The organism is Actinoallomurus bryophytorum (genome assembly GCF_006716425.1).
Classification (GTDB): domain Bacteria; phylum Actinomycetota; class Actinomycetes; order Streptosporangiales; family Streptosporangiaceae; genus Actinoallomurus; species Actinoallomurus bryophytorum.
In genome coordinates this window covers 360,667-381,859 of the sequence record NZ_VFOZ01000001.1, presented here as the reverse complement: position 1 = coordinate 381,859, position 21,193 = coordinate 360,667, and the positions used below count along the sequence as shown (strand labels likewise).

At 70.3% G+C, this 21,193-nt stretch carries 21 protein-coding genes; 10 read left to right on the top strand and 11 right to left on the bottom strand.

From position 1 onward, the window contains the following. Positions 1-21: 21 nt before the first annotated feature. The 3 genes from FB559_RS01845 to kduI form a co-directional block, all read right to left on the bottom strand. On the bottom strand, positions 22-789 hold the full coding sequence (locus FB559_RS01845) for a DUF1345 domain-containing protein (protein ID WP_141952586.1): 768 nt from the start codon (positions 787-789) through the stop codon (positions 22-24). Between the two features lie 79 nt (positions 790-868). Continuing rightward, positions 869-1,648 (bottom strand): IclR family transcriptional regulator, encoded by a 780-nt coding sequence (locus FB559_RS01840; protein WP_141952584.1) that lies wholly within the window; start codon positions 1,646-1,648, stop codon positions 869-871. Then, positions 1,645-2,457 (bottom strand): 5-dehydro-4-deoxy-D-glucuronate isomerase, encoded by an 813-nt coding sequence (gene kduI / locus FB559_RS01835; RefSeq protein WP_141952582.1) that lies wholly within the window; start codon positions 2,455-2,457, stop codon positions 1,645-1,647. Before kduI ends, FB559_RS01840 begins: the two co-directional genes overlap by 4 nt. Positions 2,458-2,595: 138 nt before the next feature. On the opposite strand from kduI, the gene FB559_RS01830 reads away from it, so the two are divergent. Together FB559_RS01830 and FB559_RS01825 are read left to right on the top strand one after the other, a co-directional pair. Further along, the gene (locus FB559_RS01830) at positions 2,596-4,233 is read left to right on the top strand and encodes an L-lactate permease (protein WP_221639857.1); all 1,638 of its coding nucleotides are present in this window, start codon (positions 2,596-2,598) and stop codon (positions 4,231-4,233) included. Continuing rightward, the gene (locus tag FB559_RS01825) at positions 4,233-4,424 is read left to right on the top strand and encodes a glycoside hydrolase family 88 protein (protein WP_141952577.1); all 192 of its coding nucleotides are present in this window, start codon (positions 4,233-4,235) and stop codon (positions 4,422-4,424) included. The genes FB559_RS01830 and FB559_RS01825 overlap by 1 nt, the downstream gene beginning before the upstream one ends. A gap of 103 nt (positions 4,425-4,527) precedes the next feature. On the opposite strand, the gene FB559_RS01820 is transcribed toward FB559_RS01825, so the two are convergent. Further along, a complete protein-coding gene (locus FB559_RS01820; protein ID WP_141952575.1) occupies positions 4,528-5,079 on the bottom strand; it encodes a cysteine hydrolase family protein in 552 nt (183 codons plus the stop codon). Positions 5,080-5,170: 91 nt separating this feature from the next. Between FB559_RS01820 and FB559_RS01815 the strand changes: the two genes are divergently transcribed. Continuing rightward, positions 5,171-5,473 carry a ribosomal protein L7/L12 gene (locus FB559_RS01815; protein WP_185792004.1) on the top strand — a complete coding sequence of 101 codons (303 nt, stop codon included), beginning with the start codon at positions 5,171-5,173 and terminating at the stop codon, positions 5,471-5,473. 64 nt (positions 5,474-5,537) lie between these two features. Here FB559_RS01815 and FB559_RS01810 read toward each other — a convergent pair whose 3' ends face one another. Genes FB559_RS01810 through FB559_RS01785 form a run of 6 tightly spaced genes read right to left on the bottom strand, consistent with a single transcriptional unit; the run spans position 5,538 to position 9,868 of the window. After that, the gene (locus tag FB559_RS01810; RefSeq protein WP_141952571.1) at positions 5,538-6,275 is read right to left on the bottom strand and encodes an urease accessory protein UreD; all 738 of its coding nucleotides are present in this window, start codon (positions 6,273-6,275) and stop codon (positions 5,538-5,540) included. Further along, positions 6,272-6,925: an urease accessory protein UreG gene (gene ureG / locus FB559_RS01805; protein WP_141952569.1), complete on the bottom strand. Its 654-nt coding sequence runs from the start codon at positions 6,923-6,925 to the stop codon at positions 6,272-6,274. The genes FB559_RS01810 and ureG overlap by 4 nt, the downstream gene beginning before the upstream one ends. 13 nt (positions 6,926-6,938) lie before the next feature. After that, the gene (locus FB559_RS01800) at positions 6,939-7,589 is read right to left on the bottom strand and encodes an urease accessory protein UreF (RefSeq protein WP_141952567.1); all 651 of its coding nucleotides are present in this window, start codon (positions 7,587-7,589) and stop codon (positions 6,939-6,941) included. Continuing rightward, on the bottom strand, positions 7,589-9,286 hold the full coding sequence (locus FB559_RS01795) for an urease subunit alpha (RefSeq protein ID WP_141952565.1): 1,698 nt from the start codon (positions 9,284-9,286) through the stop codon (positions 7,589-7,591). Before FB559_RS01795 ends, FB559_RS01800 begins: the two co-directional genes overlap by 1 nt. Then, positions 9,279-9,569 carry an urease subunit beta gene (locus FB559_RS01790; protein WP_141952563.1) on the bottom strand — a complete coding sequence of 97 codons (291 nt, stop codon included), beginning with the start codon at positions 9,567-9,569 and terminating at the stop codon, positions 9,279-9,281. The genes FB559_RS01795 and FB559_RS01790 overlap by 8 nt, the downstream gene beginning before the upstream one ends. Next, complete coding sequence (locus tag FB559_RS01785; protein ID WP_141952560.1) at positions 9,566-9,868, bottom strand: urease subunit gamma; 303 nt, start codon at positions 9,866-9,868, stop codon at positions 9,566-9,568. Before FB559_RS01785 ends, FB559_RS01790 begins: the two co-directional genes overlap by 4 nt. A 159-nt stretch (positions 9,869-10,027) precedes the next feature. Here FB559_RS01785 and FB559_RS01780 point away from each other — a divergent pair, with 159 nt between their 5' ends. Beyond that, positions 10,028-11,731, top strand: coding sequence for a hypothetical protein (locus FB559_RS01780; RefSeq protein ID WP_141952558.1), 1,704 nt, complete (start codon positions 10,028-10,030; stop codon positions 11,729-11,731). Between the two features lie 46 nt (positions 11,732-11,777). Here FB559_RS01780 and FB559_RS01775 read toward each other — a convergent pair whose 3' ends face one another. Next, positions 11,778-13,034, bottom strand: coding sequence for an ABC transporter ATP-binding protein (locus FB559_RS01775; RefSeq protein WP_141952556.1), 1,257 nt, complete (start codon positions 13,032-13,034; stop codon positions 11,778-11,780). Between the two features lie 224 nt (positions 13,035-13,258). Here FB559_RS01775 and dnaG point away from each other — a divergent pair, with 224 nt between their 5' ends. From dnaG to FB559_RS01745, 6 genes are all read left to right on the top strand, one after another. Further along, positions 13,259-15,133 (top strand): DNA primase, encoded by a 1,875-nt coding sequence (gene dnaG / locus FB559_RS01770; RefSeq protein ID WP_141952554.1) that lies wholly within the window; start codon positions 13,259-13,261, stop codon positions 15,131-15,133. Between the two features lie 71 nt (positions 15,134-15,204). Next, positions 15,205-16,353, top strand: coding sequence for an RNA polymerase sigma factor RpoD (gene rpoD / locus FB559_RS01765; RefSeq protein WP_141961448.1), 1,149 nt, complete (start codon positions 15,205-15,207; stop codon positions 16,351-16,353). Positions 16,354-16,611: 258 nt separating this feature from the next. Beyond that, positions 16,612-17,733, top strand: a complete 1,122-nt coding sequence (gene efeO, locus FB559_RS01760; RefSeq protein ID WP_141952552.1) for an iron uptake system protein EfeO — start codon at positions 16,612-16,614, stop codon at positions 17,731-17,733. Continuing rightward, positions 17,730-18,953, top strand: a complete 1,224-nt coding sequence (gene efeB / locus FB559_RS01755) for an iron uptake transporter deferrochelatase/peroxidase subunit (protein WP_141952550.1) — start codon at positions 17,730-17,732, stop codon at positions 18,951-18,953. The genes efeO and efeB overlap by 4 nt, the downstream gene beginning before the upstream one ends. Positions 18,954-19,018: 65 nt before the next feature. Beyond that, positions 19,019-20,311, top strand: coding sequence for an MGH1-like glycoside hydrolase domain-containing protein (locus FB559_RS01750; RefSeq protein WP_141952547.1), 1,293 nt, complete (start codon positions 19,019-19,021; stop codon positions 20,309-20,311). 38 nt (positions 20,312-20,349) lie between these two features. Then, a complete protein-coding gene (locus tag FB559_RS01745) occupies positions 20,350-20,814 on the top strand; it encodes a hypothetical protein (protein WP_141952545.1) in 465 nt (154 codons plus the stop codon). Positions 20,815-21,193 lie beyond the last annotated feature (379 nt).

Genomic DNA, 21,193 nt, shown 5'->3' with positions numbered 1-21,193 from the left:
ATGACGTGCCGGCGGCCGGGGTCATTTGAAGATGTTGACCGCGCGGGAGATGACGAGGGCGACGGCCACGATGGAGACCGCCGACTGAAAGAGCATCATCATCTTGGCCCAGCGGCTCAGCGGCATCACGTCGGTGGGGCTGAACGCGGTCGCATTGGTGAATGACAGGTACAGATAGTCCAGGAAGGCCGGCTCCCAGTTCGGTGGAGAGAGCTCGGGCGCGGTCATCTGCGTGAACAGGAAGTCCGGGTAGGGGTTGCCGCCCTTGGCGCGAGCGGCCGGGCCGCCGCGATCCAGCTCCCAGTACCACAGGGCGAAGGCGATGACATTCGTGCCCCAGATCGCCACTCCGGTGCCCAGCAGCGCTCCCGCGCTGTTCCCGCCGTTGCCGTCGACCAGGTTCCGTACGAGAAGTACGGCCGAGACCGCGTTTCCCAGGCTGATCACCGCCAGCAGGCTCAGGCTGGTGGCCCGCAGCACCGTGGACTCCCGGTTGATCCGTACCGGGTTCGCCATGGCCAGCCCGACCAGCAGGGCCCCCTCCAGCGCCGGCAGCAGCAGGTGGGGCCGGAGGGCGAACCTGCCGGGCAGCATGATCTGCAGCACGATCGCGGCCAGTACGGCCACCGAGACCGGCACTCGCTGCTCGCCCTCGGTACGGCGCAGCCAGGCGGGGAGATGCGTGTCCTCGAAGTCCTCCGCCAGATGGACATCGGCGGACAGCACCCGCTCCAGCCGCATCAACTGGCCACGGAGTGTCTCGGTGAGATAGCGGTGTTCGTCGCCCATGGCGCCAGTCTCCTCCAACGCCGCACACGGCAATGCAGGGCCGCGTCGCGCCCGTCGAATTCGCGGATGGCGGCCGGGGCTAGCCGGATACCGGCGGCCGGGCGGGGAGGTGGCCCAGCGACTCGGAGATCTCCCGTGCCGAGGCGCGTACCCGGGCGGCGAGGTCGGCCAGCGGGCGGTCCCAGGGTTCGAGGGCGAGCGTCGAGATGCTCACCGCGCCCGTGGCGCGGCCCGTGTGGTCATAGACCGCCGCGCTGACGCACCGGATGCCGGGTTCGTTCTCCTCCTCGTCCAGCGAGTATCCGCGCGTACGTATCGAGGCCAGGTGCTCCAGCAGCGCCGGCACGGACGTGATGGTGCCCGGCGTACGTGCCTCCATCCCGGTACGGCCCATGATCGCGCTCACCGCCTCGTCGGTCATCGTCGCGAGGATGGCCTTGCCGATCGCGGTCGTGTGCAGGCGTACGCCCATCCCGATTCGCGAGGGCATGCGGTACGGCTTCTTGCCCTCCACCTTCGCGGCGTAGACCACGTCATCCCCGGCCAGCAGGCCGAGATGGACCGTGTAGCCGGTGTCCTCCCGCAGCCGCCGCAGTGTCCCGTCGGCGTGCTGGGCCGGGTCGAAGCGGCCCAGCAGCCGGCCCGCGAGTGTCAGGATGCGCGGGCCGCCGATGTAGCGGCCGTCCCCGGCGTTCAGGGCGAAGCGGTGCTCGACCAGCGACTGCAGAATGCGGTGGACGGTGGACTTGGGCAGTCCGGTCACACCTGAGATGTCCGCGATGCGTTCGTTGTCGGCCAGCGCCTGCAGGACCGCGAGCACCTTCTCTGTCGCGTTCCCGTTCCCCGGTGTGCTCTTCACCGAAGAGAGGGTATGGCGACGTGGTCCATGTCGTCGAAGGCCTGGTTCTCCCCGGCCATGGCCCAGACGAACGCGTAGCTGGCGGTGCCGAAGCCGCAGTGCACCGACCAGCTCGGTGAGATCACGGCCTGGCGGTCCGACACGATGAGGTTGCGGGTCTCGTCCGGGCGGCCCATCAGATGCACGACGCGATGGTCCTCGGGCAGGTCGAAGTACAGGTAGACCTCGGTACGCCGGTCGTGTGTGTGGCAGGGCATCGTGTTCCACATCGAGCCCGGCTCCAGCACCGTCACGCCGAGGACGAGCTGGCAGCTGAGCACGCCGTCCGCGTGGATGTGCTTGTAGATCGTACGGTCGTTGGAGCCCTCGGCGCCGCCGAGCCGGTTGCCGGTGACGTCGGCCAGCCGCGACAGCGTCGTCGGGTACGTCGCGTGGGCCGGCGCCGAGATCAGGTAGAAGGCCCCGCCGGGACCGAACACGACGTCCTCGGCGCCCCGCCCCACATACAGACAGTCGCCGTGTGCGAGGTCGTACGCCGTGCCGTCGACGGTCACCGGCGCGGGGGAACCGACGTTCACCACGCCCAGCTCACGCCGTTCGCAGAAGTACGCGCTGCGCAGCGGGTCGGGGGACTCCAGCCGGACGGGAGACGACGGCGCGACACCTCCGACGACCGTGCGGTCCTGGTGGGAGTACACCAGGCGCGGCCGTTCGGCCGGGAACAGGTCCTCGACCAAGTAGTGGCCGCGCAGGTCGGCGGTGCCGAATCCACTCACCTGGCTCGGATGCGTGGCGTGCCGGATCTCCATACTTCGGACCTCTTCCCTTGGCGGTTTCTGGGTGGCACTATAAACCCACTCTACAGAATAGCGTTCTGTCTTATGGAACGCCTTGCCTTGTGGAACGCAGTTCGCAACGCACGGCCCACCGCCCCTGGGAGGTGCACCTTGTTCCGCCAAGACCTCGACCCGACCGGCTCGCCGACCCTCAGCGCGCTCCTGGCCCTGCTGCCACTGATCGCACTGCTCGTCCTCCTCGGCGCGTTCCGCTGGAAGGCGCACTGGGCGAGCCTCGTCGCCCTGGGCGTCTCCCTCGTGATCGCGGTGTTCACGTTCTCTATGCCGGTCGGCCAGGCACTGGACGCGGGTGTCTTCGGCGCGGCGCTGAGCGTCCTGAACATCCTGTGGATCACCTTCAACGCCATCTGGATCTACAACCTGACGGTCAGGTCCGGGCACTTCGCGGTGCTGCGGCGGGCGTTCGCGTCGATCAGCGACGACCGGCGGATCCAGGCGATCGTCATCGCGTTCTCGTTCGGAGCGTTGCTGGAGGCACTGGCCGGCGGCGGCTCACCCGTCGCCATCTGCGCGGTGATGCTCATCGCGATCGGCTTCGACCCGCTCAAGGCGGCCGCGCTCGCGCTGATCGCCGACACCGCGCCGGTCGCGTTCGGCGGGCTCGGCAACCCGATCACCATCCTCGGCACCACGACCGGGCTGAGCCCGGACGACTTCGGGGCGATGGCCGGGCGGCAGACCGCGATCCTCGCGGTGTTCGTGCCGTTCATCCTCATCGGCGTCGCCGATGGCCGCAGGGGGCTGCGTCAGGCGTGGCCGGCCGCGCTGACCGCCGGGCTGACGTTCGGCATCTGCCAGTTCGTCTTCTCCAACTACTGGTCCTACAAGCTGTGCGACATCTTCGCCGCGCTCGTCTCCGCCGGCGCGATCATCCTGCTCAACCGGGTGTGGAGCCCGGGGGAGGCCACCGTCGCGACGCCGGTCATCGCGGGCGGCTCCGAAGACGTGCCCGACGCGGCCTTCGAGCGGCGCGCCGGCCGTGCGGACTCCGGCGGCGACAGGCTCAAGGCGTTCGCGCCGTACATCATCATCGTGGTGCTGTTCTCCATCGCCCAGATCACGTCGGTGAAGACCTGGCTCACCACGCACGGCGTGTGGACCTTCGCCTGGCCCGGCCTGCACGTGCTGGGTCCCAAGGGCAAGCCCGCCAACACCGCGTACGTGCTCAACTACCTCGGCGCGACCGGCACGCTGCTGTTCGTCTCCGGCCTGCTCACCCTCGTCGTCCTGCGGATCGGGCCGCTCGCGGGGCTGAGGACGTACGGGAAGACGATCCGCCAGTTCGGCTGGGCGATCTTCACCATCCTCTGTGTCTTCGCGCTGTCCTACGTCATGAACCTGTCCGGCCAGATCTCCAGCCTCGGCGTGTGGCTCGCCAAGGCGGGCGCGTTCTTCGCGTTCCTGTCACCGGTCGTCGGCTGGTTCGGCGTCACGATCACCGGGACCGACGCCGGGTCGAACGCGCTGTTCGGCAACCTCCAGGTCACCGCGGCGCACCAGCTGAACGTCTCGCCGACGCTCTTCGGAGCGGCGAACACCTCCGGTGGCGTCATGGCCAAGATGATCTCCCCGCAGAACCTCGCGGTCGGTACGGCCGCGGTCGGCATCGTCGGAGCCGAGGGCACGCTGTTCCGCCGCGTGTTCGGCTGGAGCGCGCTGCTGCTGGTCCTGATGTGCCTGCTCGTCTGGCTCCAGTCCACTCCCGTCCTCGGCTGGATGGTGCCCTGATGAACGTCTGCTGGTCCCGCGGCAACGGCTGGGCCGCAGCGGCGTTCGCCAAGGTCCTGCGGACGCTGCCGGCCACCCGTACCCAGGAGTACCGCGACCGGCTGACCGAGATGGCGGCCGCGCTGCGCGCGGTGCAGCGCTCGGACGGCTTCCTGTACGCGGGTACCGAGGTGGCCGCGCGGGCCGGCTGACCGGCCTCGAGACCGGCCGCGCGGCCGTGGCCCCCCACTTCACCGGATGGGGGCGCCCGGCCGCGCGGTCTTGGCCGTCGAAGGCCGGCGTCGTCCCCGCGCGTCAGGCGAGGGACTTCGTCCAGTCGTCGATGGTGGTGACGCCGGCCTGCCGGGGGAACACCTTCTCGGTGAGGACCCGGTGGACCTCCGCGTCGGGGTCGTAGCAGCCGTCGGCCAGGACGGTCAGCCGGTAGTCCAGGTCCGCGGCCTGGCGCAGGGTGGACAGGACGACGCCGCTCGTGGCGACGCCGGTCAGGACGAGGTGGTCGAACCCGCCGGACCGCAGGACCAGCTCCAGGTCGCTGCCCGCGAACGCGCTGATCCGCCGCTTGGTGATCACGAGTTCGCCCGGCCGGGGCGCGACGTCGTCGTGGATGGCGGCACCGGGATCGTCCTCGGTGAAGGCGTCCGGCGGCAGGGCGCCGAAGGTCTTGTTGCGGTCGCTCGCCTCCGGGTGGCCGGGGCGGAAGCCGACGACGACGTGGAGGACGGGAACACCCGCCTCCCTCGCGCCCTCGACCGCGCGGACCAGGCGCGGCACGTAGCCGGGGTCCTGGACGCGGCCGACGATGCCTTTTTGGAGGTCCATCACGAGCAGGGCGGTGGTGGTCATGAACGGTCATCCTCCCAGGTGCCGGATACGCCCGGAATCGGATCTCGAGTGCGGCGGTCATGGCGGGCCGATCGCTGCTTTACTCGCTCGCATGACCTCTTGGTTGTCACTGCTCGGTTTCGCCATAATCGCCGGCGCCGCGCTGACGTCATCGTTCATGTCGGCGCGGACCCCGTCACTGGACAGACGCCTGGCACGGATCGAACGGCAGCTCGGTCTGATCATGAAGCGGCTGGAGATCGAAGAACCCACGTCGGACCTTCCCGGCGTGGTGGCGGAGCTCGAACAGGGCAACAAGATCAAGGCGATCAAGACCTACCGGGAGGAGACCGGCGCCGGCCTGGCGGAGGCCAAGGCGTCGGTCGAGACGATCGCGAAAGAGCGCGGCCTGTGACCCGAGCGCGGCGAAGCCGGCCGGCGGAGACCGTGCGCCGGCCGGGATAGCGCCACCGCCCGCGTCAGGTCCGTACGGCCGGACGTCCCGTCGCGGCCGAGCGGCCCCGTTCAAGAAGGTTGCGCAGCCGTACGGTGTCGGCGGCGAGAGCCGTCACCAGCACTCCCGGGCCGGCGAGGGGCAGCACGGCGAGCCCCTCGGCGGCGTACGGCTCGGGCGTGAGGTTCTTCCCGGCCAGCAGCACGGTGCCGACGGCCTTGGCGTCGCCGAGAACGGCGGCGCTCGTCGCGTCATCGTCGACGCGCAGCTCGTGGCGGAGCAGCGGGACGCCGGAGGCCGTGACGTCGAAACGGCTGACGTACCGGCCCGGCCGTTCGCCGTGGCGGCCGAGCACGATCTCCTCCTGCCAGACCAGCTCCGCGCCCTCCTCGAGGCCGACGTCGGCGAACGCGCGATGGTCACAGCCCGCGGCGGCGATCGCCGGCTCGGGAGCGAACACGAGCCGGGCCCCGGAGCCGACGCGGGCGCGTACGGTCAGCCGTGACACCGCCGCCCGGCGGCCCGGCAGCACCAGGGACGCGGCGGCCGAGCGGATGTCGAGGCACGCGCCCGCGCCCACGTCGACGGTCAGCTCCAGGTCGTCACCGCCGAGCGGTCCCGCGCCCGCCCCGACCAGGTACACCGCGCCGCCCGACTCGCGCAGCGCGAGCGGGCCGTCCGACCGGAGTCGTGAGAGGCGTGTCCGCCCGCCGGGACCGCGCTCGGCCACCACGGCAGCGCGCGACGTGAAGCCGGTGCTCACGCCGGGGCCCGTGCCCCGACGACCTCGCGCACCCAGTCCGCCACCTCGGGGACGTCCGGCCGCTCCCGCAGCGACGTGAACGCGATCGGCAGGCCGTTCCGCACGCGTCCGGCGTCGCGGGCCATCACGCCGAGGTCGGCGCCGACCAGCGGCGCGAGGTCGGTCTTGTTCACCACGAGCAGGTCGGCTGTCGTCACCCCCGGTCCGCCCTTGCGCGGCACCTTGTCGCCGCCCGAGACGTCCAGCACGAAGATCTGCCGGTCGGCCAGCCCACGGCTGAACGTCGCGGTCAGGTTGTCCCCGCCGCTCTCGACGATGACCAGGTCGAGCGGCCCGTGGCGCTCCTCCAGCGACTCGACGGCGTCGAGGTTGGCGGAGATGTCGTCGCGGATCGCCGTGTGCGGGCAGCAGCCGGTGCGTACCGCCATGATCCGGTCGTCGTCGAGCACCGCGTTACGGCGCAGGAAGTCGGCGTCCTCGGTCGTGTAGATGTCGTTGGTGACCACGGCCAGGGCGAGCTCGCCGCGCAGCAGCCGGCACAGCGCCGCGGTCAGTGCGGTCTTGCCGCTGCCGACCGGCCCGCCGATGCCGAGCCGGAGCGCACGGTGCGGCCGTGCCTCGTGCGGGTCGTGGCCATGGTCGAGTCCCATCCGTGCCTCCTGATCAGGATTCGAACAGGCGGAGATCCGCCTGCTGATGGATTTCGGCGAGCAGGTCGAGGGCGGGCGCGGACGCCGCGGGCAGCCCGCCCGCACGTACGGTCTCGGCCGCCGATGCCGCGACCGCGTCGATCCGTACGGCGAGGTCGGCGAGCACGCGCTGGACACCGAGCGGATCGAGGCCCAGCAGGCGTACCGCCGCCGACGCGGGCCCGGTCACCGACGCGTACGCCGCGATCGCCGCGGCCTGCCCGGCGTCACCGCCCACGACGTGGACGACCGCGCCGAGCACGACCGGGTGATGGGGTGCGGTGAGCCCGTCCAGGTCGGGATGCGGCCAGGCGGCGCGCGCGGCACGGAGCAGCGCGCGTCCCTGGGCACGCGACGCCCTCCGCTGCGCGGGCGACGGCGTACGCGCGTCCGCCTCGGCGTCGAGCGCCGCCCGGTCTCCGGACACCGACGCCGCGGCCAGCCCGGCGGCGACCAGGCCCGCCGTGGCCAGCCGGCCGCGCAGGAAGTCCGCGAGAGTCGCCAGGTCGCGTACGGCTCCGGCGGTGGCGGCCGGTTCGAGCCCGCCCGAGTGCGCGTGCCCGCCCGCGGGGAGCCGCGAGTCGGCGAGCAGCAGCAGCGCGGCGTTCGCCGGCGGGCCCGTCATCAGAACAGGAAGTAACGCTGGGCCATGGGCAGTACGGACGCGGGAGCGGGCTCGACCTCGTCGCCGTCGACGGACACCGTGAACGTGTCGGGGTCGACCTTGATCTTGGGCAGCGCGTCGTTGAGCGGCATGTCCGCCTTGCCCAGCCGCCGGGTGTCCTTGACCGCCACGAGCCTGCGGCGTACGTCGAGGCGGTCGGCGAGCCCGTCCTCCAGGGCGGCGGGAGCGACGAAGTGCACCGAGATCGCCGGTGCCGCGGTCGCGCCCCACATCGGGCGGGGGAACACCGGCTGAGGCGTGGGGATGGAGGCGTTCGCGTCGCCCATCTGCCCCCAGGCGATCATGCCGCCCTTGATCACCACGTGCGGCCGTACCCCGAAGAACGCCGGGTCCCACAGGACCAGGTCGGCGAGCTTGCCCGTCTCGACCGAGCCGACCTCCGCGTCCAGGCCGTGCGCGATGGCGGGGCAGATCGTGTACTTCGCGACGTAGCGCCGTGCGCGCAGGTTGTCGTCCAGGCCGCCGCGGTGACCCTTCATCACGTGCGCCGTCTGCCAGGTGCGGATGACGGTCTCGCCGATCCGGCCCATCGCCTGGGAGTCCGAGCCGATCATCGAGATCGCGCCGAGGTCGTGCAGGACGTCCTCGGCCGCCATGGTCGTCGGGCGGATCCGTGACTCGGCGAACGCCAGGTCCTCGGGCACCGACGGGTTGAGGTGGTGGCAGACCATGAGCATGTCGAGGTGCTCGTCGAGCGTGTTCACGGTGTGCGGCCGGGTCGGGTTGGTCGAGGAGGGCAGGACGTTCGGGTGCGAGGCGACCGTGATGATGTCCGGCGCGTGCCCGCCGCCCGCCCCCTCGGTGTGGTACGCGTGGATCGACCGGCCGTCGATGGCGTCGAGCGTCGACTCGACGTAGCCCGCCTCGTTGAGCGTGTCGGTGTGCAGCGCGACCTGCACACCGGAGGCGTCGGCGACGCGGAGGCACGCGTTGATCGCGGCCGGCGTCGACCCCCAGTCCTCGTGCAGCTTGAACCCTGACGCGCCGCCGCGCAGCGCCTCCCACATGGCCTCCTCCGAGACCGTGTTGCCCTTGCCGAGCAGCGCGACGTTGACGGGGAAGGAGTCCATCGCCTCCAGCATCCGGGACAGGTACCAGGACCCGGGCGTGACCGTCGTGGCCTTGGTCCCCTCGGCGGGCCCGGTACCTCCGCCGATCAGCGTGGTCACCCCGGCGCCCAGCGCCTCGTCGACCAGCTGCGGGCAGATCAGGTGGACGTGGGAGTCGACCGCGCCGGCGGTGAGGATCTTGCCGTTGCCGGCGAGGATCTCGGTCGACGGGCCGATGACCAGGCCGGGATGGACGCCGTCCATGGTGTCGGGGTTGCCGGCCTTGCCGAGCGCCACGACACGGCCGTCGCGCACGCCGACGTCGGCCTTGACCACACCCCAGTGGTCCAGGACCACGACCCCGGTGATGACCAGGTCGGGGGCGCCCTCGGCGCGGGTCGCCATGCCCTGGCCCATCGACTCGCGGATCACCTTGCCACCACCGAAGACCGCCTCGTCGCCGGCCCCGGCGCCCCGGCTCCAGTCCTCGGTGACCTCGATGAACAGGTCGGTGTCGGCGAGCCGTACGCGGTCGCCGGCGGTCGGGCCGTACAGCTGGGCGTAGCGGGAGCGTGAGATCTCAGTCATCGCGCAGCCCCGGTACGACGCCCAGCCCGGCGAAGGGAACCAAGGAGACCTCCCGGGTGATGCCCGGCTCGAACCGCACCGCGGTGCCCGCGGGCACGTCGAGCCGGTGCCCGTCAGCGGCCTGCCGGTCGAACTCCAGTGCGTCGTTGGCCTGGGCGAAGTGGTAATGCGAACCGATCTGCACGGGCCGGTCGCCGGTGTTGACCACGGTGAGCGTCGTACGCGGCCGGCCGGGGTTCAGCTCCACCGTGCTCCCGCCCGTCTCGAACTCGCCGGGGATCATGGGATCGGCCGATGGACCGTGACGAGCTTGGTGCCGTCGGGGAAGGTCGCCTCGATCTGGACCGACTCCAGCATCTCCGGGATCCCCTCCATCACGTCCTCGCGGGTGAGCACGGTCCGGCCCGCCTCCATCAGGTCGGCGACCCCCCGCCCGTCTCGCGCGCCCTCCAGGACGTACGCGGCGATGATCGCGGTCGCTTCGGGATGGTTGAGTCGCAGCCCTCGGTCCCGGCGCTCGCGGGCGAGGCCGGCCGCCACGTGAATCAGCAGGCGCTCCTGCTCATGCGGGGTGATCAGCACATCTGGACGCTAACCCCGTACGGCGCCGCAGGAGAACGGCCCGGCCCGTGATGTAACAGGAACTTCACAACGGAAATCTTCCCCGGAATGGATCGGGGAGCCCTCCCGGACCGTCGGTGATTAGGAGGGAGAAATCTCCCGAACCAGGAGGCGCCGGACATGAACTCCCTGAAGTCGCGACTCCCCGCTCTCGCGCTGTGGTGGCTGTGGATGCCGGTCGGCGCGTTCCTGGTCTGGGCCCTCCTCCGGTACGGCCTGCCGGGCATGGGGACCTGGTCGCAGTGGTGGCGGCTCGTCCTCGTGCGGCGGCAGTGGCTGCCCGGCGGCCTCCTCGCCCCGCCCACCGCCCTGTTCTGGCTGTGGGTCGCGGTCGGGCTCATCGGCACCGCCGTCATCGTCACCGGTTCCGGACCCGCGCCCCGTGGCTCGGGGGCCGTCGCCACCATCGCCGTCATCGCCGCCATCGGGGTCCTGGCCGTGCCGTTCGTCCGCGCGGTATGGGACAACGACAAGGACGGGGGCCGGTACTACAACCGCGCCACGACCTGGCACATCACCGACGGCGCGAGCCCTCCCGCCTCGCTCGCGTACCTCATGCGCGGGGCGCGGAAGAACGACCGCGGGTGCGCCTACCGCAGCGCCGCCGACGTGCCGGCCTGCGTTCAGGTCGGCAAGCTGCCCGGCATCGCCTCCTGGGAGGGCCGCACGTCCTCCTACGCCTCGGCACAGCAGATGATGGCGCACGCCGGTTCGCCCGCCCCGAAGGTCGACTTCTGGGAGGACACCCTCACCTATCTGTACGGTGCGCCCCCGCAGCCCGGCCGCAAGGGCGGGCCGGGCCTTTGGACCGCGGTCCTGGACGGGTCAGGAAAGGCCACCCCGACCTACGGCATCGCCTCCTGGGACGGCGCGTCCAACACCGTCAAGGTCGCGTGCCGCTTCGCCCCGGGCTCCTTCGACCGGGCCTTCCACGGCGCGCGCGGCAACAGCCTGGGGAACTGGCTCGGCGAGAAGTATCCCGACCTGCTGTGGGACGAGGACGACGTCTGGGGCTACTGCCAGGGCGCGAACCCGGTCATCGTCGTCCCGGTCACCCGGCAGGTCGCCTACAAGAACCGCACCGCGATGACCGCCGCCGGCGTGCTGGTGCTGACCGGCGACCACGGTGTTCACGTCGCCTACCGGCCCGCGGTCCGGGCGGGCGAGCTGCCCGGACCCGCCTACCCCGACAGCCTGGCCGAGAAGCAGCGCGAGGCCACCGAGTGGGCGGCCGGCCGCAAGTGGCGATCCCGCGCGTCGTTCGGGTTCAAGCCCACCGTGGACGACGTGCAGGGCGCCAACACCACCGAGTACCTGCTGCGCGCCCCCGACCACCACCTGTACTACGTCACCCCGCTGACGCCGAGGGCGTCCAAGTCGCAGGCGTTCATCGCCTACGCCGTGTCCCCGGCCGACACCGCCGCCAATGGCCGCCTCAACGGCATGGACCTGTACGTCCTGCCCGACGGCGACCCGAACGTGGCCAACCTCAACGCGCTGACGAACAAGGCGACCGACGCCGTACGCGGCGTCGACCCGACGTTCCTCAACACCGGCGGGCGGCTGGAGGAGTTCACTCCGCTCGGCGGCGACATGTGGCGCGTGTACGGCGTGCGCCGTGGGCTGACGGAGTTCTACGTCGACCTGTCCATCACCGGGCGCATCAGCCCGCGCACGGTGAACGTGTCCGGCACGCCGCCCGCGCGGGACAGGACCGTGACCGGCTGCGGCAGGTCGCCGGGGGAGCTGAGCGACCGCGAGCTGGCGAACTGCCTCGGCGCGTTCGCCGACGAGCTACGCCGCCGGAACGGGTCCGCGCCGTGACCGCGGCGCGGCCAGGGCCGCGAGTCTCCCCGCCGGCGGGCGGGTGTCAGCGCTCGACCTTGTCCACGCGCCGGCCGTCCTCGCCGAACAGCAGCATGCGCTCGGCGTCGATGGACAGGCGTATGGTCTCGCCGACCGAGATCCCGGACCGCGACTCCAGCCGGAAGACGAGGTCGGACCGGCGGTGGACGCCGCCGTGCGGGACGGGTGCGGCCGGAGCCTCCTCGGCGACGATCCCGGTCGTGCGCAGGAACCGGCGCAGCAGCCCCGGCTCGCCCTCCTGCCCGGTCTGCTGCGGCTCGTCGTCGCGGAACGCCTCGGTGTCGACCAGCGCCACGCCCGCCTCGACGTGCGCCAGCCATTCGTGCCCGTGGAACTCCAGGGCGCGCACCCGCCCCGAGATCTGCCCGTCGGGGTCGGGGCGCAGGGCGTCCGCGCGGATGCCGAGCGTGACGGACGAGCCGTGCCGGGAGACCAGCGCCGTCGCCCGCGGGTCCGACCACGGCATGTGGAGTTCCTGGCCGCCGATGCCGAGCCGGACCCCGTCGTTCTGGTCGGCGCGGACCGAGGCGCGTACGAGGTTGATCGGCGGGGCGCTCAGGAACGCCGCGGTGAACGTCGTGGCCGGGTCGTCGTAGACCTGCTGCGGTGTGCCGACGTCCTGCAGGATGCCGCGCCGCAGGATGGCGACGCGGTCGGCGAGGGTCAGCGCCTCGGTCTGGTCGTGCGTGACATAGAGAGTGGTCACGCCGACGGAGCGGACGAGCGCGCCGATCTCCATTCGCAGCTCGGTACGCAGGCCGGCGTCGAGGTTGGACAGCGGCTCGTCCATGAGGAAGATCCCGGGCTGCCTGATCAGCGCCCGCCCCATCGCGACCCGCTGGCGCTGGCCACCGGACAGCGTCGAGGGCAGCCGGTTGAGCGTCTCCTCGATGCCGAGCGCACGTGACAGCTCGATGATGCGCTCGTGGGAGTCGGCGGCGTTCTCGCCCGCGACCTCCAGCGGGAAGGAGATGTTGCCGCGTACGTTGCGGTGCGGGTACAGCGCCCCGTTCTGAAAGACCATGGCGAGGTCGCGGTCGCGCGGCGGCAGGTGGTTGGCGAGCCGGCCGCTGAGCCACAGGCTGCCCGAGGTGATCTCCTCCAGCCCGGCGACCATGCGCAGGACCGTCGACTTTCCGCATCCGGACGGGCCGAGCAGGACGAACAGCTCCCCGTCGGGCACGCGCAAGGTCAGATCACGGACCGCGTGAAAGCCATCCGGATATACCTTGTTCACCGCGTCTAGGACGACTTCGGTCATCGCTGACACCTCGTGCTACTGCGGAGGTCAGCGCAGACGACCGCCGCGTGCGGGATTGCTGCTCGTCTGGGTCCCCCCGAGACACCCGATGACAAGGCATCGACGGGATCTGCGATAGCCCGCCGAAGTTGAGCCAGTACACCGTGTATGTCCATGATTTGTCCAGTGAACGCCAATGGTCACAGTCGGCCTCGGCCGTGGTGGGACGCGACTAGACTGCCGACGTGGCAGGCCGGATCCGCGATGAAGACATCGCCCTCGTACGCGAACGGTCGCCGATCGACTCGGTCGTGGGGGAATACGTCCAGCTTCGCAACGCCGGAGGCGGTGCGCTGAAGGGCCTTTGCCCGTTCCACGACGAAAAGTCGCCCTCCTTCAATGTCTCGAACGGCCTCTGGCACTGCTTCGGCTGCGGCGAGGGCGGCGACGCGATCGCTTTCATCCAGAAGATCGACCACCTGTCCTTCGCCGAGGCGATCGAGCACCTCGCGAGCAAGGCCGGCATCCAGCTCCGCTACACCGAGGGCGGCTACGTCCCCGGACGGCAGAAGGGCGAGCGCACCCGGCTCGTCGAGGCGCACCGGGCGGCCGCGGAATACTACGCCGAGCAGCTCATGACCCCCGCCGCGGAGATCGGCCGCAGGTTCCTGTCCGAGCGCGGGTTCGGCCGCGAGGAGGCGGCGCGGTTCGGCGTCGGCTACGCGCCGAACGAATGGGAGGCGCTGGTCGGCCATCTGCGCGGTCGTGGCTTCAGCGACAAGGAGCTGATCACCGGCGGGCTGGCGAGCCAGGGACGGCGCGGGCCGATCGACCGGTTCCGCGGGCGGCTGATCTGGCCGATCCGCGACCTCACCGGCGACGTGGTCGGGTTCGGCGCCCGCCGGCTCGAGGAGCGCGACGACGGCCCGAAGTACCTCAACACCCCCGAGACCCCGCTGTTCAAGAAGGGGTCGGTGCTGTACGGCGCCGACCTGGCCAAAAAGGAGATCGCCCGACGGCGGCAGGCCGTCATCGTCGAGGGCTACACCGACGTCATGGCCTGCCATCTGGCCGGTGTCGGCACGGCCATCGCCACGTCCGGCACGTCGTTCGGCGAGGAGCACATCAAGATCCTTCGCCGGCTCCTGATGGACCAGGACGAGGCGAGCGGCGAGGTCATCTTCACCTTCGACGGTGACGCGGCGGGCCAGAAGGCGGCGCTGCGGGCGTTCGAGTCCGAGCACAAGTTCGCCGCACAGACGTTCGTGGCCGTGCAGCCGGACGGGCTCGACCCGTGCGACCTGCGGATGAAGCACGGCGACGCCGCGGTGCGCGACCTGGTCGCCTCCCGGGTGCCGCTGTTCAGGTTCGCGATCCGCGCGACCATCGAAAAGTACGACCTCGACACGACCGAGGGCCGCCTCGCCGCCATCGACGCCGCCTCGCCGATCATCGCGGGGATCCGCGACCGCGGCATGCGCGACCGGTACGCCATCGACCTGGACAAGTGGACCGGCTTCCTGGACGAGCAGTTCGTGCTCCAACGGGTACGCGACCACGCCACCCGCCGGCGCGGCGACACCCGTGGCCGCCGGTCCGACGCCCCGGAGGCGCCGCGTACGCCGCCGGTGGCACCCACCCATGACCCGAACGACCCGATCGTGCGGGTCGAGCGCGAGACGCTCAAGCTCGCGGTGCAGCGGCCGGCACTCCTCGGGCCGGGCTTCGACGCCATTCCCGCCGAGGCTCTGACCGTCCCCGGCCACGCCGCCGTACGCCAGCTGATCGCCGAGCTCGGCGGCACGGCCGCCGCGACCGGACCGGAATGGGCCGGCCGGCTGCGCGAGGCCGCGCCGAACGACGAGGTCAAGGACCTGATCACCGGTCTCGCGGTGGAGCCGTTGCGTTACAACGGACTTCCGGATGACCGTTATGCGCTATCTCAGTTGTCCAGATTGCTGGAAGTGCAGGTCACTCGGGAGATCGCGAAGCTGCAGTCCAAACTAGGACGGCTGAATCCGGTCGAGAACCAAGAGCAGTACAACCGCATGTTCGGGGACCTCATGGCTCTTGAACAGCAGAGACACGCGTTGCGGGAGCGAGGGATCGGGACCTTGTGACGGGCGGGGCCGAAAAATAGGTCCCCCGTTACGCGGGCACCTTGACGCACACTGTCATCGTGGGCCCTTCGGTGCTGCCAAGCGAGACGCCATCGGTTGAGCAGGTGGCGGATCTTGTCGCACGTGGCAGAGAGCGCGGCGTCGGAATAACCGTCGACGACGTGGCTGCCGCGATCGACCGCTCTGACCTGCCGGCCGACTCGATGGATCGAGTCGTCCGGATACTGGGAGAGCAAGGTGTCGAAGTCCTCGAGTCGCACAGCGGACACGAGGACTCGGCGCGCGTCGACGGAGATGACCTCTCCAGGCGTGCGCCGACTAGCGATCTGGTCCGTATCTATCTGCGAGAAATCGGCCGCGTGCCGCTACTCACGGCAGAAGAGGAAGTCGAACTCGCGAAATCGATCGAGGCGGGACTGTTCGCCGAGGAGAAGGTGGCCAGAGCGGTCATCATCACCCCCGGTGAAAGAACCGATCTCGAACTGCTCGCCCGCGACGGAGTGCGGGCGAAGCAACGACTGATCGAGGCCAACCTGCGCCTGGTGGTATCCATCGCCAAGCGTTATGTCGGTCGCGGAATGCTGTTCCTCGATCTCATCCAGGAGGGGAATCTCGGGCTGATACGTGCCGTCGAGAAATTCGACTACACCAAGGGCTACAAGTTCTCTACCTATGCGACCTGGTGGATCCGCCAGGCGATCACGCGAGCGATCGCCGACCAGGCCCGGACCATCCGGATTCCGGTCCACATGGTGGAGACCATCAACAAGCTGGTGCGCGTGCAGCGCCAGCTCCACCAGGACCTCGGCAGGGAACCCTCGCCCGACGAGATCGGCCTGGAGATGGGCCTTTCCCCCGAGCGCGTGGTCGAGATCCAGCGCGTCGCCCAAGAACCCGTCTCCCTGCAGTCCCCGATCGGAGAGGAGGACTCCGATCTCGGGGATTTCATCGAGGACGCCGATGCGGTCGTCCCCATCGAGGCGGCGGCGTTCATCCTGCTCCAGGACCAGCTCGACGGCATCCTGGGGTCGCTGTCGGACCGGGAGCAGCGGATCATCCAGCTGCGCTTCGGCCTGACGGACGGACATCCGCGCACCCTCGAAGAGGTCGGCCGGGAGTTCGGGGTGACGCGCGAGCGCATCCGCCAGATCGAGTCCAAGACGCTGGCCAAGCTGCGCCACCCGACGCGGGCCCAGATGTTGCGGGAGTATCTCGAGTAGAGCGACCGTGGGCCGGCGCTCGCCAGAGTGCCGGGCCCGCCGATACACCCGCGTGCCGGTCGGGGTGCGCGGGTGTTCGCTTGCCCGGACCGTGAAGTCCGAGGTCAGAGTGCCCGCGCGGGGGGCAGGTGGTGGGAAGGGTCACAAAGTCGCACGCGTGGGTGGCTTGACGGGATGAGGTTAGGTAAGGCTAAGTTAGGCACGCCTAGGCTAACTAAGGACCCCCTAACCCGATTCACGTCGTCTGCTGGAGATCTCATGCGTCCTGTCCATTTGCTCGCCACCGCGAGCGCCGTCTTCGTCTCACTTTCGGTGCTGTCGGCGTGTGGGAAGGACGACGCCGCGTCCGGTAAGGACGCCGCCATCAAGGTCACCGCGACCGACTCGTCGTGTGAGGTCGGTGCCAAGACCGGTGCGGCCGGTGCGACGACGTTCAAGATGACGAACAATGGTTCGCAGGTCAACGAGCTGGAGATCCTCGCTCCGGACGGCAAGATCGTCTCGGAGCGCGAGAACATCGGCCCCGGTACCGGCGCGGAGGTCACCGTCTCTCTCGAGGCGGGCACGTACAAGGTCCTCTGCAGCGCCGGGATGACCGGCAAGGGCCCCTCGCAGGCGTTCACGGTCACCGGTAAGGGCAAGGCGACCGACCCGCGCCTTGACGCCGCGGTCGCGGCCTACCGGATCTACATCGGCGCGCAGGTGGACGACACCCTCGCCAAGACCAAGACGTTCGCCGCGTCGGTGTCGAAGGGTGACATCGCCGGCGCGAAGGCCGAGTTCGCTCCGTCGCGGTTCGGGTGGGAGGCGATCGAGCCGGTGGCCGAATCGTTCGGTGACATCGATCCCAAGACCGATACCCGTGAGGCCGACCTGGAGAAGGGCCAGAAGTGGACCGGGTGGCACCAGATCGAGAAGGCGTTGTGGAAGACCAAGTCCCTGAAGGGTGAGGGCCCCTACGCCGACGATCTCGTCAAGAACATCGAGACGTTGAAGGTCCGGGTGGGTACCGCGTCGATCACCCCCACCTCGATGGCCAACGGTGCCAAGGAGCTTCTGGACGAGGTCGCGACGGGGAAGATCACCGGTGAGGAGGACACGTTCTCTCACACCGATCTGAGTGACTTCAAGGCCAACGTCGACGGAGCGCAGAAGGCGTTCGAGCTGCTCAAGCCGGTCGTGCAGGAAAAAGACGCCGGGCTGACCGGTGACCTGACCGACGAGTTCGCGAAGGTGCAGAAGCTGCTGGACAAGTACAAGAAGGGTGACGGGTACGTCTCTTATGACACCGTCGGTAAGGCGCAGCGCAAGGAACTGTCCGATGAGGTCAACGCCCTCGGTGAGCCGCTGTCGAAGCTGGCGGGGGTCGTCGCGCGGTGACGGAGGTCAGCAGGCGCAGGTTGCTGGGGTATTCGGGTGCGACGCTGGCCGCGGGTGCCGCGGCCGGCGCCGGTCTGGTCAGCGTCGCCCAAGCCCACGAAGGGCCCTCTTCCGGCAACGGCCCGGTGCCGTTCTTCGGGGCGCATCAGGCCGGTATCGCCACCCCGGTCCAGGACCGGTTGCATTTCGCGTCGTTCGACGTCGTCACCGACGACCGCGACCGCCTGGTCCGCATGCTGAAGGAGTGGACCGCCGCCGGCGCGGCGCTGACCGCCGGGCACCCGTACGGGTCGGCGGCGGGTGGCCTGCCCGAGTCCCCACCCGATGACACCGGAGAGGCGCTCGGCCTGCCGCCGGCCCGGCTGACGCTGACGGTCGGGTTCGGGCCGGCGTTGTTCGGGTCGGGGGGTAAGGACCGGTTCGGGGTGAAGGCGCGGCGGCCGGCGCCGCTGATCGATCTGCCGCATTTTCCTGGTGACAATCTGGCCGCTGATCGTAGTGGCGGGGATGTCTGTGTTCAGGCGTGTGCTGATGATCCGCAGGTGGCGGTGCACGCGATCCGTAACCTGGCGCGGATCGGTTTCGGTGTGGTGGCGGTGCGATGGTCTCAGCTGGGGTTCGGGAAGACCTCTTCCACGACGCCGGACCAGCAGACGCCGCGGAACATGTTCGGGTTCAAGGACGGCACCCGAAACATTCCCGGCGATGACCACGCGGCGCTGGACCGGTACGTGTGGGCGTCGGCCAAGGACGGTGCGGCGTGGATGGACGGCGGGTCGTATCTGGTCGCGCGGCGGATCCGGATGCACATCGAGACGTGGGACCGTACCTCCCTCAAAGAACAGCAAGACGTCTTCGGCCGGATGAAAGGCGAAGGCAACCCCTACGGGGCCCCACGCGAACATGATCCTGTGCCGCTGGCGAAGCTGCCCGCGGACTCCCACGTACGCCTGGCGCACCCGGACAGCAACGGCGGCGTCCGGATCCTGCGCCGCGGCTACTCCTTCACCGACGGCAGCGACGGACTCGGGCGCCTGGACGCAGGCCTGTTCTTCATCGCCTACCAGCGAGACCCCCGAACCCAGTTCGTCACCCTCCAGAACAAACTCGCCGCCACCGACCACATGAACGAATACGTCCAACACGTCGGATCCGGCATCTTCGCCTGCCCACCCGGCGTCCGGAAAGGCGGATTCTGGGGGGAGACCCTCTTCTCTTAGTTTTTTTCGGACATTAGGGCGAATCGGGCATCGCTCTTGATGCTCCCGGCCCGTACGCTGTGATAATGGGGCTCCGGCTCACAGGTGATGAGACGGCCGTCTGGACGGCCGCCGCGCGCGTACTCGACGCGAACTGGACCGGTACGGCCACGGTCCCCTCACCAGGGCTCTATCCGCACCAGTGGAGCTGGGACTCGTCCTTCGTCAGCCTCGGTCTGGCGCGTCACCGGCCGGAGCGGGCGCGCATCGAGCTCCTGTCGGTGTTCCGTGGACAGTGGGCGACCGGCCTCGTACCGCACATCGTGTTCAGCTCCGGCATCCCGCGGCACGCCTACTTTCCCGGCCCGGAGTTCTGGCGCAGCCGCGCCCAGCCGGCCGCGCCGCGCGGCGTGGACACCTCGGGCCTGGCCCAGCCGCCGTTGCAGGCGCTCGCCGCGCTGCGGCTGGCGCGTGAGCCGGGGGAGCACCGGGCGTTCCTGACGCGGCTCTACCCGCTGCTGGCCGCCCAGCACGCCTATCTCGAACGCGACCGCGACATCGCCGGCTGCGGGCTCGTCAGCCTCTGCCATCCCTGGGAGTCCGGACTGGAGAACAGCCCGGCCTGGGACCGCCCGCTCGAAGCCGTCTCCCCGCCGGCCTCGCCGTACGCCCGTGGCTCTGACGGCGGTGACTGTGCCGACTCCGACCGGCACGTGTCGCTCGTACGGTCGATGCGCGACGCCGGATATCGGGCGGAGTACCTCCATGACGATCATCCGTTCGTGGTCGAGGACCCGCTGTTCAACGCGGTCTTCCTGGCCTCGACGCATGCCCTGGCCGAGGTCGCCGAGCTGGCCGGCGCCGACCCGGGTCCGCACCGGGAGGCGGCGCAGCGGATCCACCTCGCCATGCTCGACCGACTGTGGGACGGCGAGACCTGCTGCTTTCGCGCCCGCGACGTACGGACCGGTCAGCTGACCCCGGCCGCCACGATCTCCGCCTTCGTGCCACTGCTGGACCCCGATCTTCCCCGCTCCATCGTGCGCGGGCTGGCCGAGCTGCTGCTGTCCGCGCGGTTCGCCGGCGCGACCGGTTATCCGGTGCCGACCGTCGACGTGCAGTCGGCGGCCTTCGACCGCAGCGGGTACTGGCGCGGGCCGACCTGGGTGAACACGAACTGGCTGGTGTGGCTAGGCGCGCTCACTCATCACCTGGACGCGGTCGCGGACCTGCTGCTGGGGTCGACACTGCGGCTCGTACGCCAGTCGGGGTTCCGGGAGTACTTCGATCCGTTCGACGGCACGGGGCGCGGCAGCCACGACTTCAGCTGGTCGGCCGCTCTCGTCCTGGACCTGCTGGCCTCGCGCCGGTGTTCGTGATGGGCTTTCGCCCTGCCGGGCGGCTGTAGCGTGATCGCATGCGACTGACACGGCGGAGGAACCTGCCCGAGGGCCTGACCCTCGACAAGGGAGAACGGGTCCTGGCGGTCAGCGGCGACACGGTCGCGACCGACGCCGCGCTGCATTTCCAGGACGGCGCCGGGTTCACCCGCCTGCCGTGGGAGCGCGTCGAACAGGCCGTCTGGAAGGACGGACTGCTGGTCGTACGCGAGGTCGGCGGCGACCGCCACACCGTGCACCTGACCGAGCCGGGCTCGGTACCGGAGACCGTACGCGAGCGTGTGACCTCGACGGTCGTGGTCAGCACCCACGTGAAGCTGCCCGGCGGGGGCGTGCGCATCGCGGCACGCCGCCCGGCGAGGGGCTCCGGCGAGCCCCGCTGGACCCTGGTCTTCGACCCGGGCCTGGACCCGACGGACGCGGGCCTGCTGGCCCAGGCCGAACAGGCGATGGAGGAACTCCGCCGCCAGACGGGCCTGTGAGGCCGGAGAGTTTCTGAGGCCGGGGCTTCTGAGGTCGGGGGCTTCTGACGCCGGGGCTTCTGAGGTCGAGCTTTCGCGTCCCTCAGCGTCGCCTTCGGCCCGGACGGCACCGGCTTCCCCAACGGCACCGCCGACCAGCGGCAGGTTGAGTGGATGGCGCCGACGGGATCGGAGTGCCACGGGCGGAATCGACATCCCGATGGAGGTAGCCGGGCCGGGACCTCTCCCGGGGTCGGGGCCTGTGCGGGGTCGGAGTTCGTCTCGGGGGTGAGGCCTGCGCGGGATTGGGACCTGTACGGGGTCTGGATCTGTGCGGAGGGCGAGGCCTGTGTCGGGGTCGGGGGCCTGTGCGGGGTCGGTATTTATGCCGGGGGGCCTA

Excerpts from the sequence above, each read along its gene's own strand:
- FB559_RS01845 (WP_141952586.1), bottom strand. The coding sequence starts at position 789 with ATGGGCGACGAACACCGCTATCTCACCGAGACACTCCGTGGCCAGTTG.
- kduI (WP_141952582.1), bottom strand. The coding sequence starts at position 2,457 with ATGGAGATCCGGCACGCCACGCATCCGAGCCAGGTGAGTGGATTCGGC.
- FB559_RS01825 (WP_141952577.1), top strand. The coding sequence starts at position 4,233 with ATGAACGTCTGCTGGTCCCGCGGCAACGGCTGGGCCGCAGCGGCGTTC.
- FB559_RS01820 (WP_141952575.1), bottom strand. The coding sequence starts at position 5,079 with ATGACCACCACCGCCCTGCTCGTGATGGACCTCCAAAAAGGCATCGTC.
- FB559_RS01815 (WP_185792004.1), top strand. The coding sequence starts at position 5,171 with ATGACCTCTTGGTTGTCACTGCTCGGTTTCGCCATAATCGCCGGCGCC.
- ureG (WP_141952569.1), bottom strand. The coding sequence starts at position 6,925 with ATGGGACTCGACCATGGCCACGACCCGCACGAGGCACGGCCGCACCGT.
- FB559_RS01800 (WP_141952567.1), bottom strand. The coding sequence starts at position 7,589 with ATGACGGGCCCGCCGGCGAACGCCGCGCTGCTGCTGCTCGCCGACTCG.
- FB559_RS01795 (WP_141952565.1), bottom strand. The coding sequence starts at position 9,286 with ATGACTGAGATCTCACGCTCCCGCTACGCCCAGCTGTACGGCCCGACC.
- FB559_RS01790 (WP_141952563.1), bottom strand. The coding sequence starts at position 9,569 with ATGATCCCCGGCGAGTTCGAGACGGGCGGGAGCACGGTGGAGCTGAAC.
- FB559_RS01780 (WP_141952558.1), top strand. The coding sequence starts at position 10,028 with ATGAACTCCCTGAAGTCGCGACTCCCCGCTCTCGCGCTGTGGTGGCTG.
- FB559_RS01775 (WP_141952556.1), bottom strand. The coding sequence starts at position 13,034 with ATGACCGAAGTCGTCCTAGACGCGGTGAACAAGGTATATCCGGATGGC.
- efeO (WP_141952552.1), top strand. The coding sequence starts at position 16,612 with ATGCGTCCTGTCCATTTGCTCGCCACCGCGAGCGCCGTCTTCGTCTCA.
- FB559_RS01750 (WP_141952547.1), top strand. The coding sequence starts at position 19,019 with ATGGGGCTCCGGCTCACAGGTGATGAGACGGCCGTCTGGACGGCCGCC.
- FB559_RS01745 (WP_141952545.1), top strand. The coding sequence starts at position 20,350 with ATGCGACTGACACGGCGGAGGAACCTGCCCGAGGGCCTGACCCTCGAC.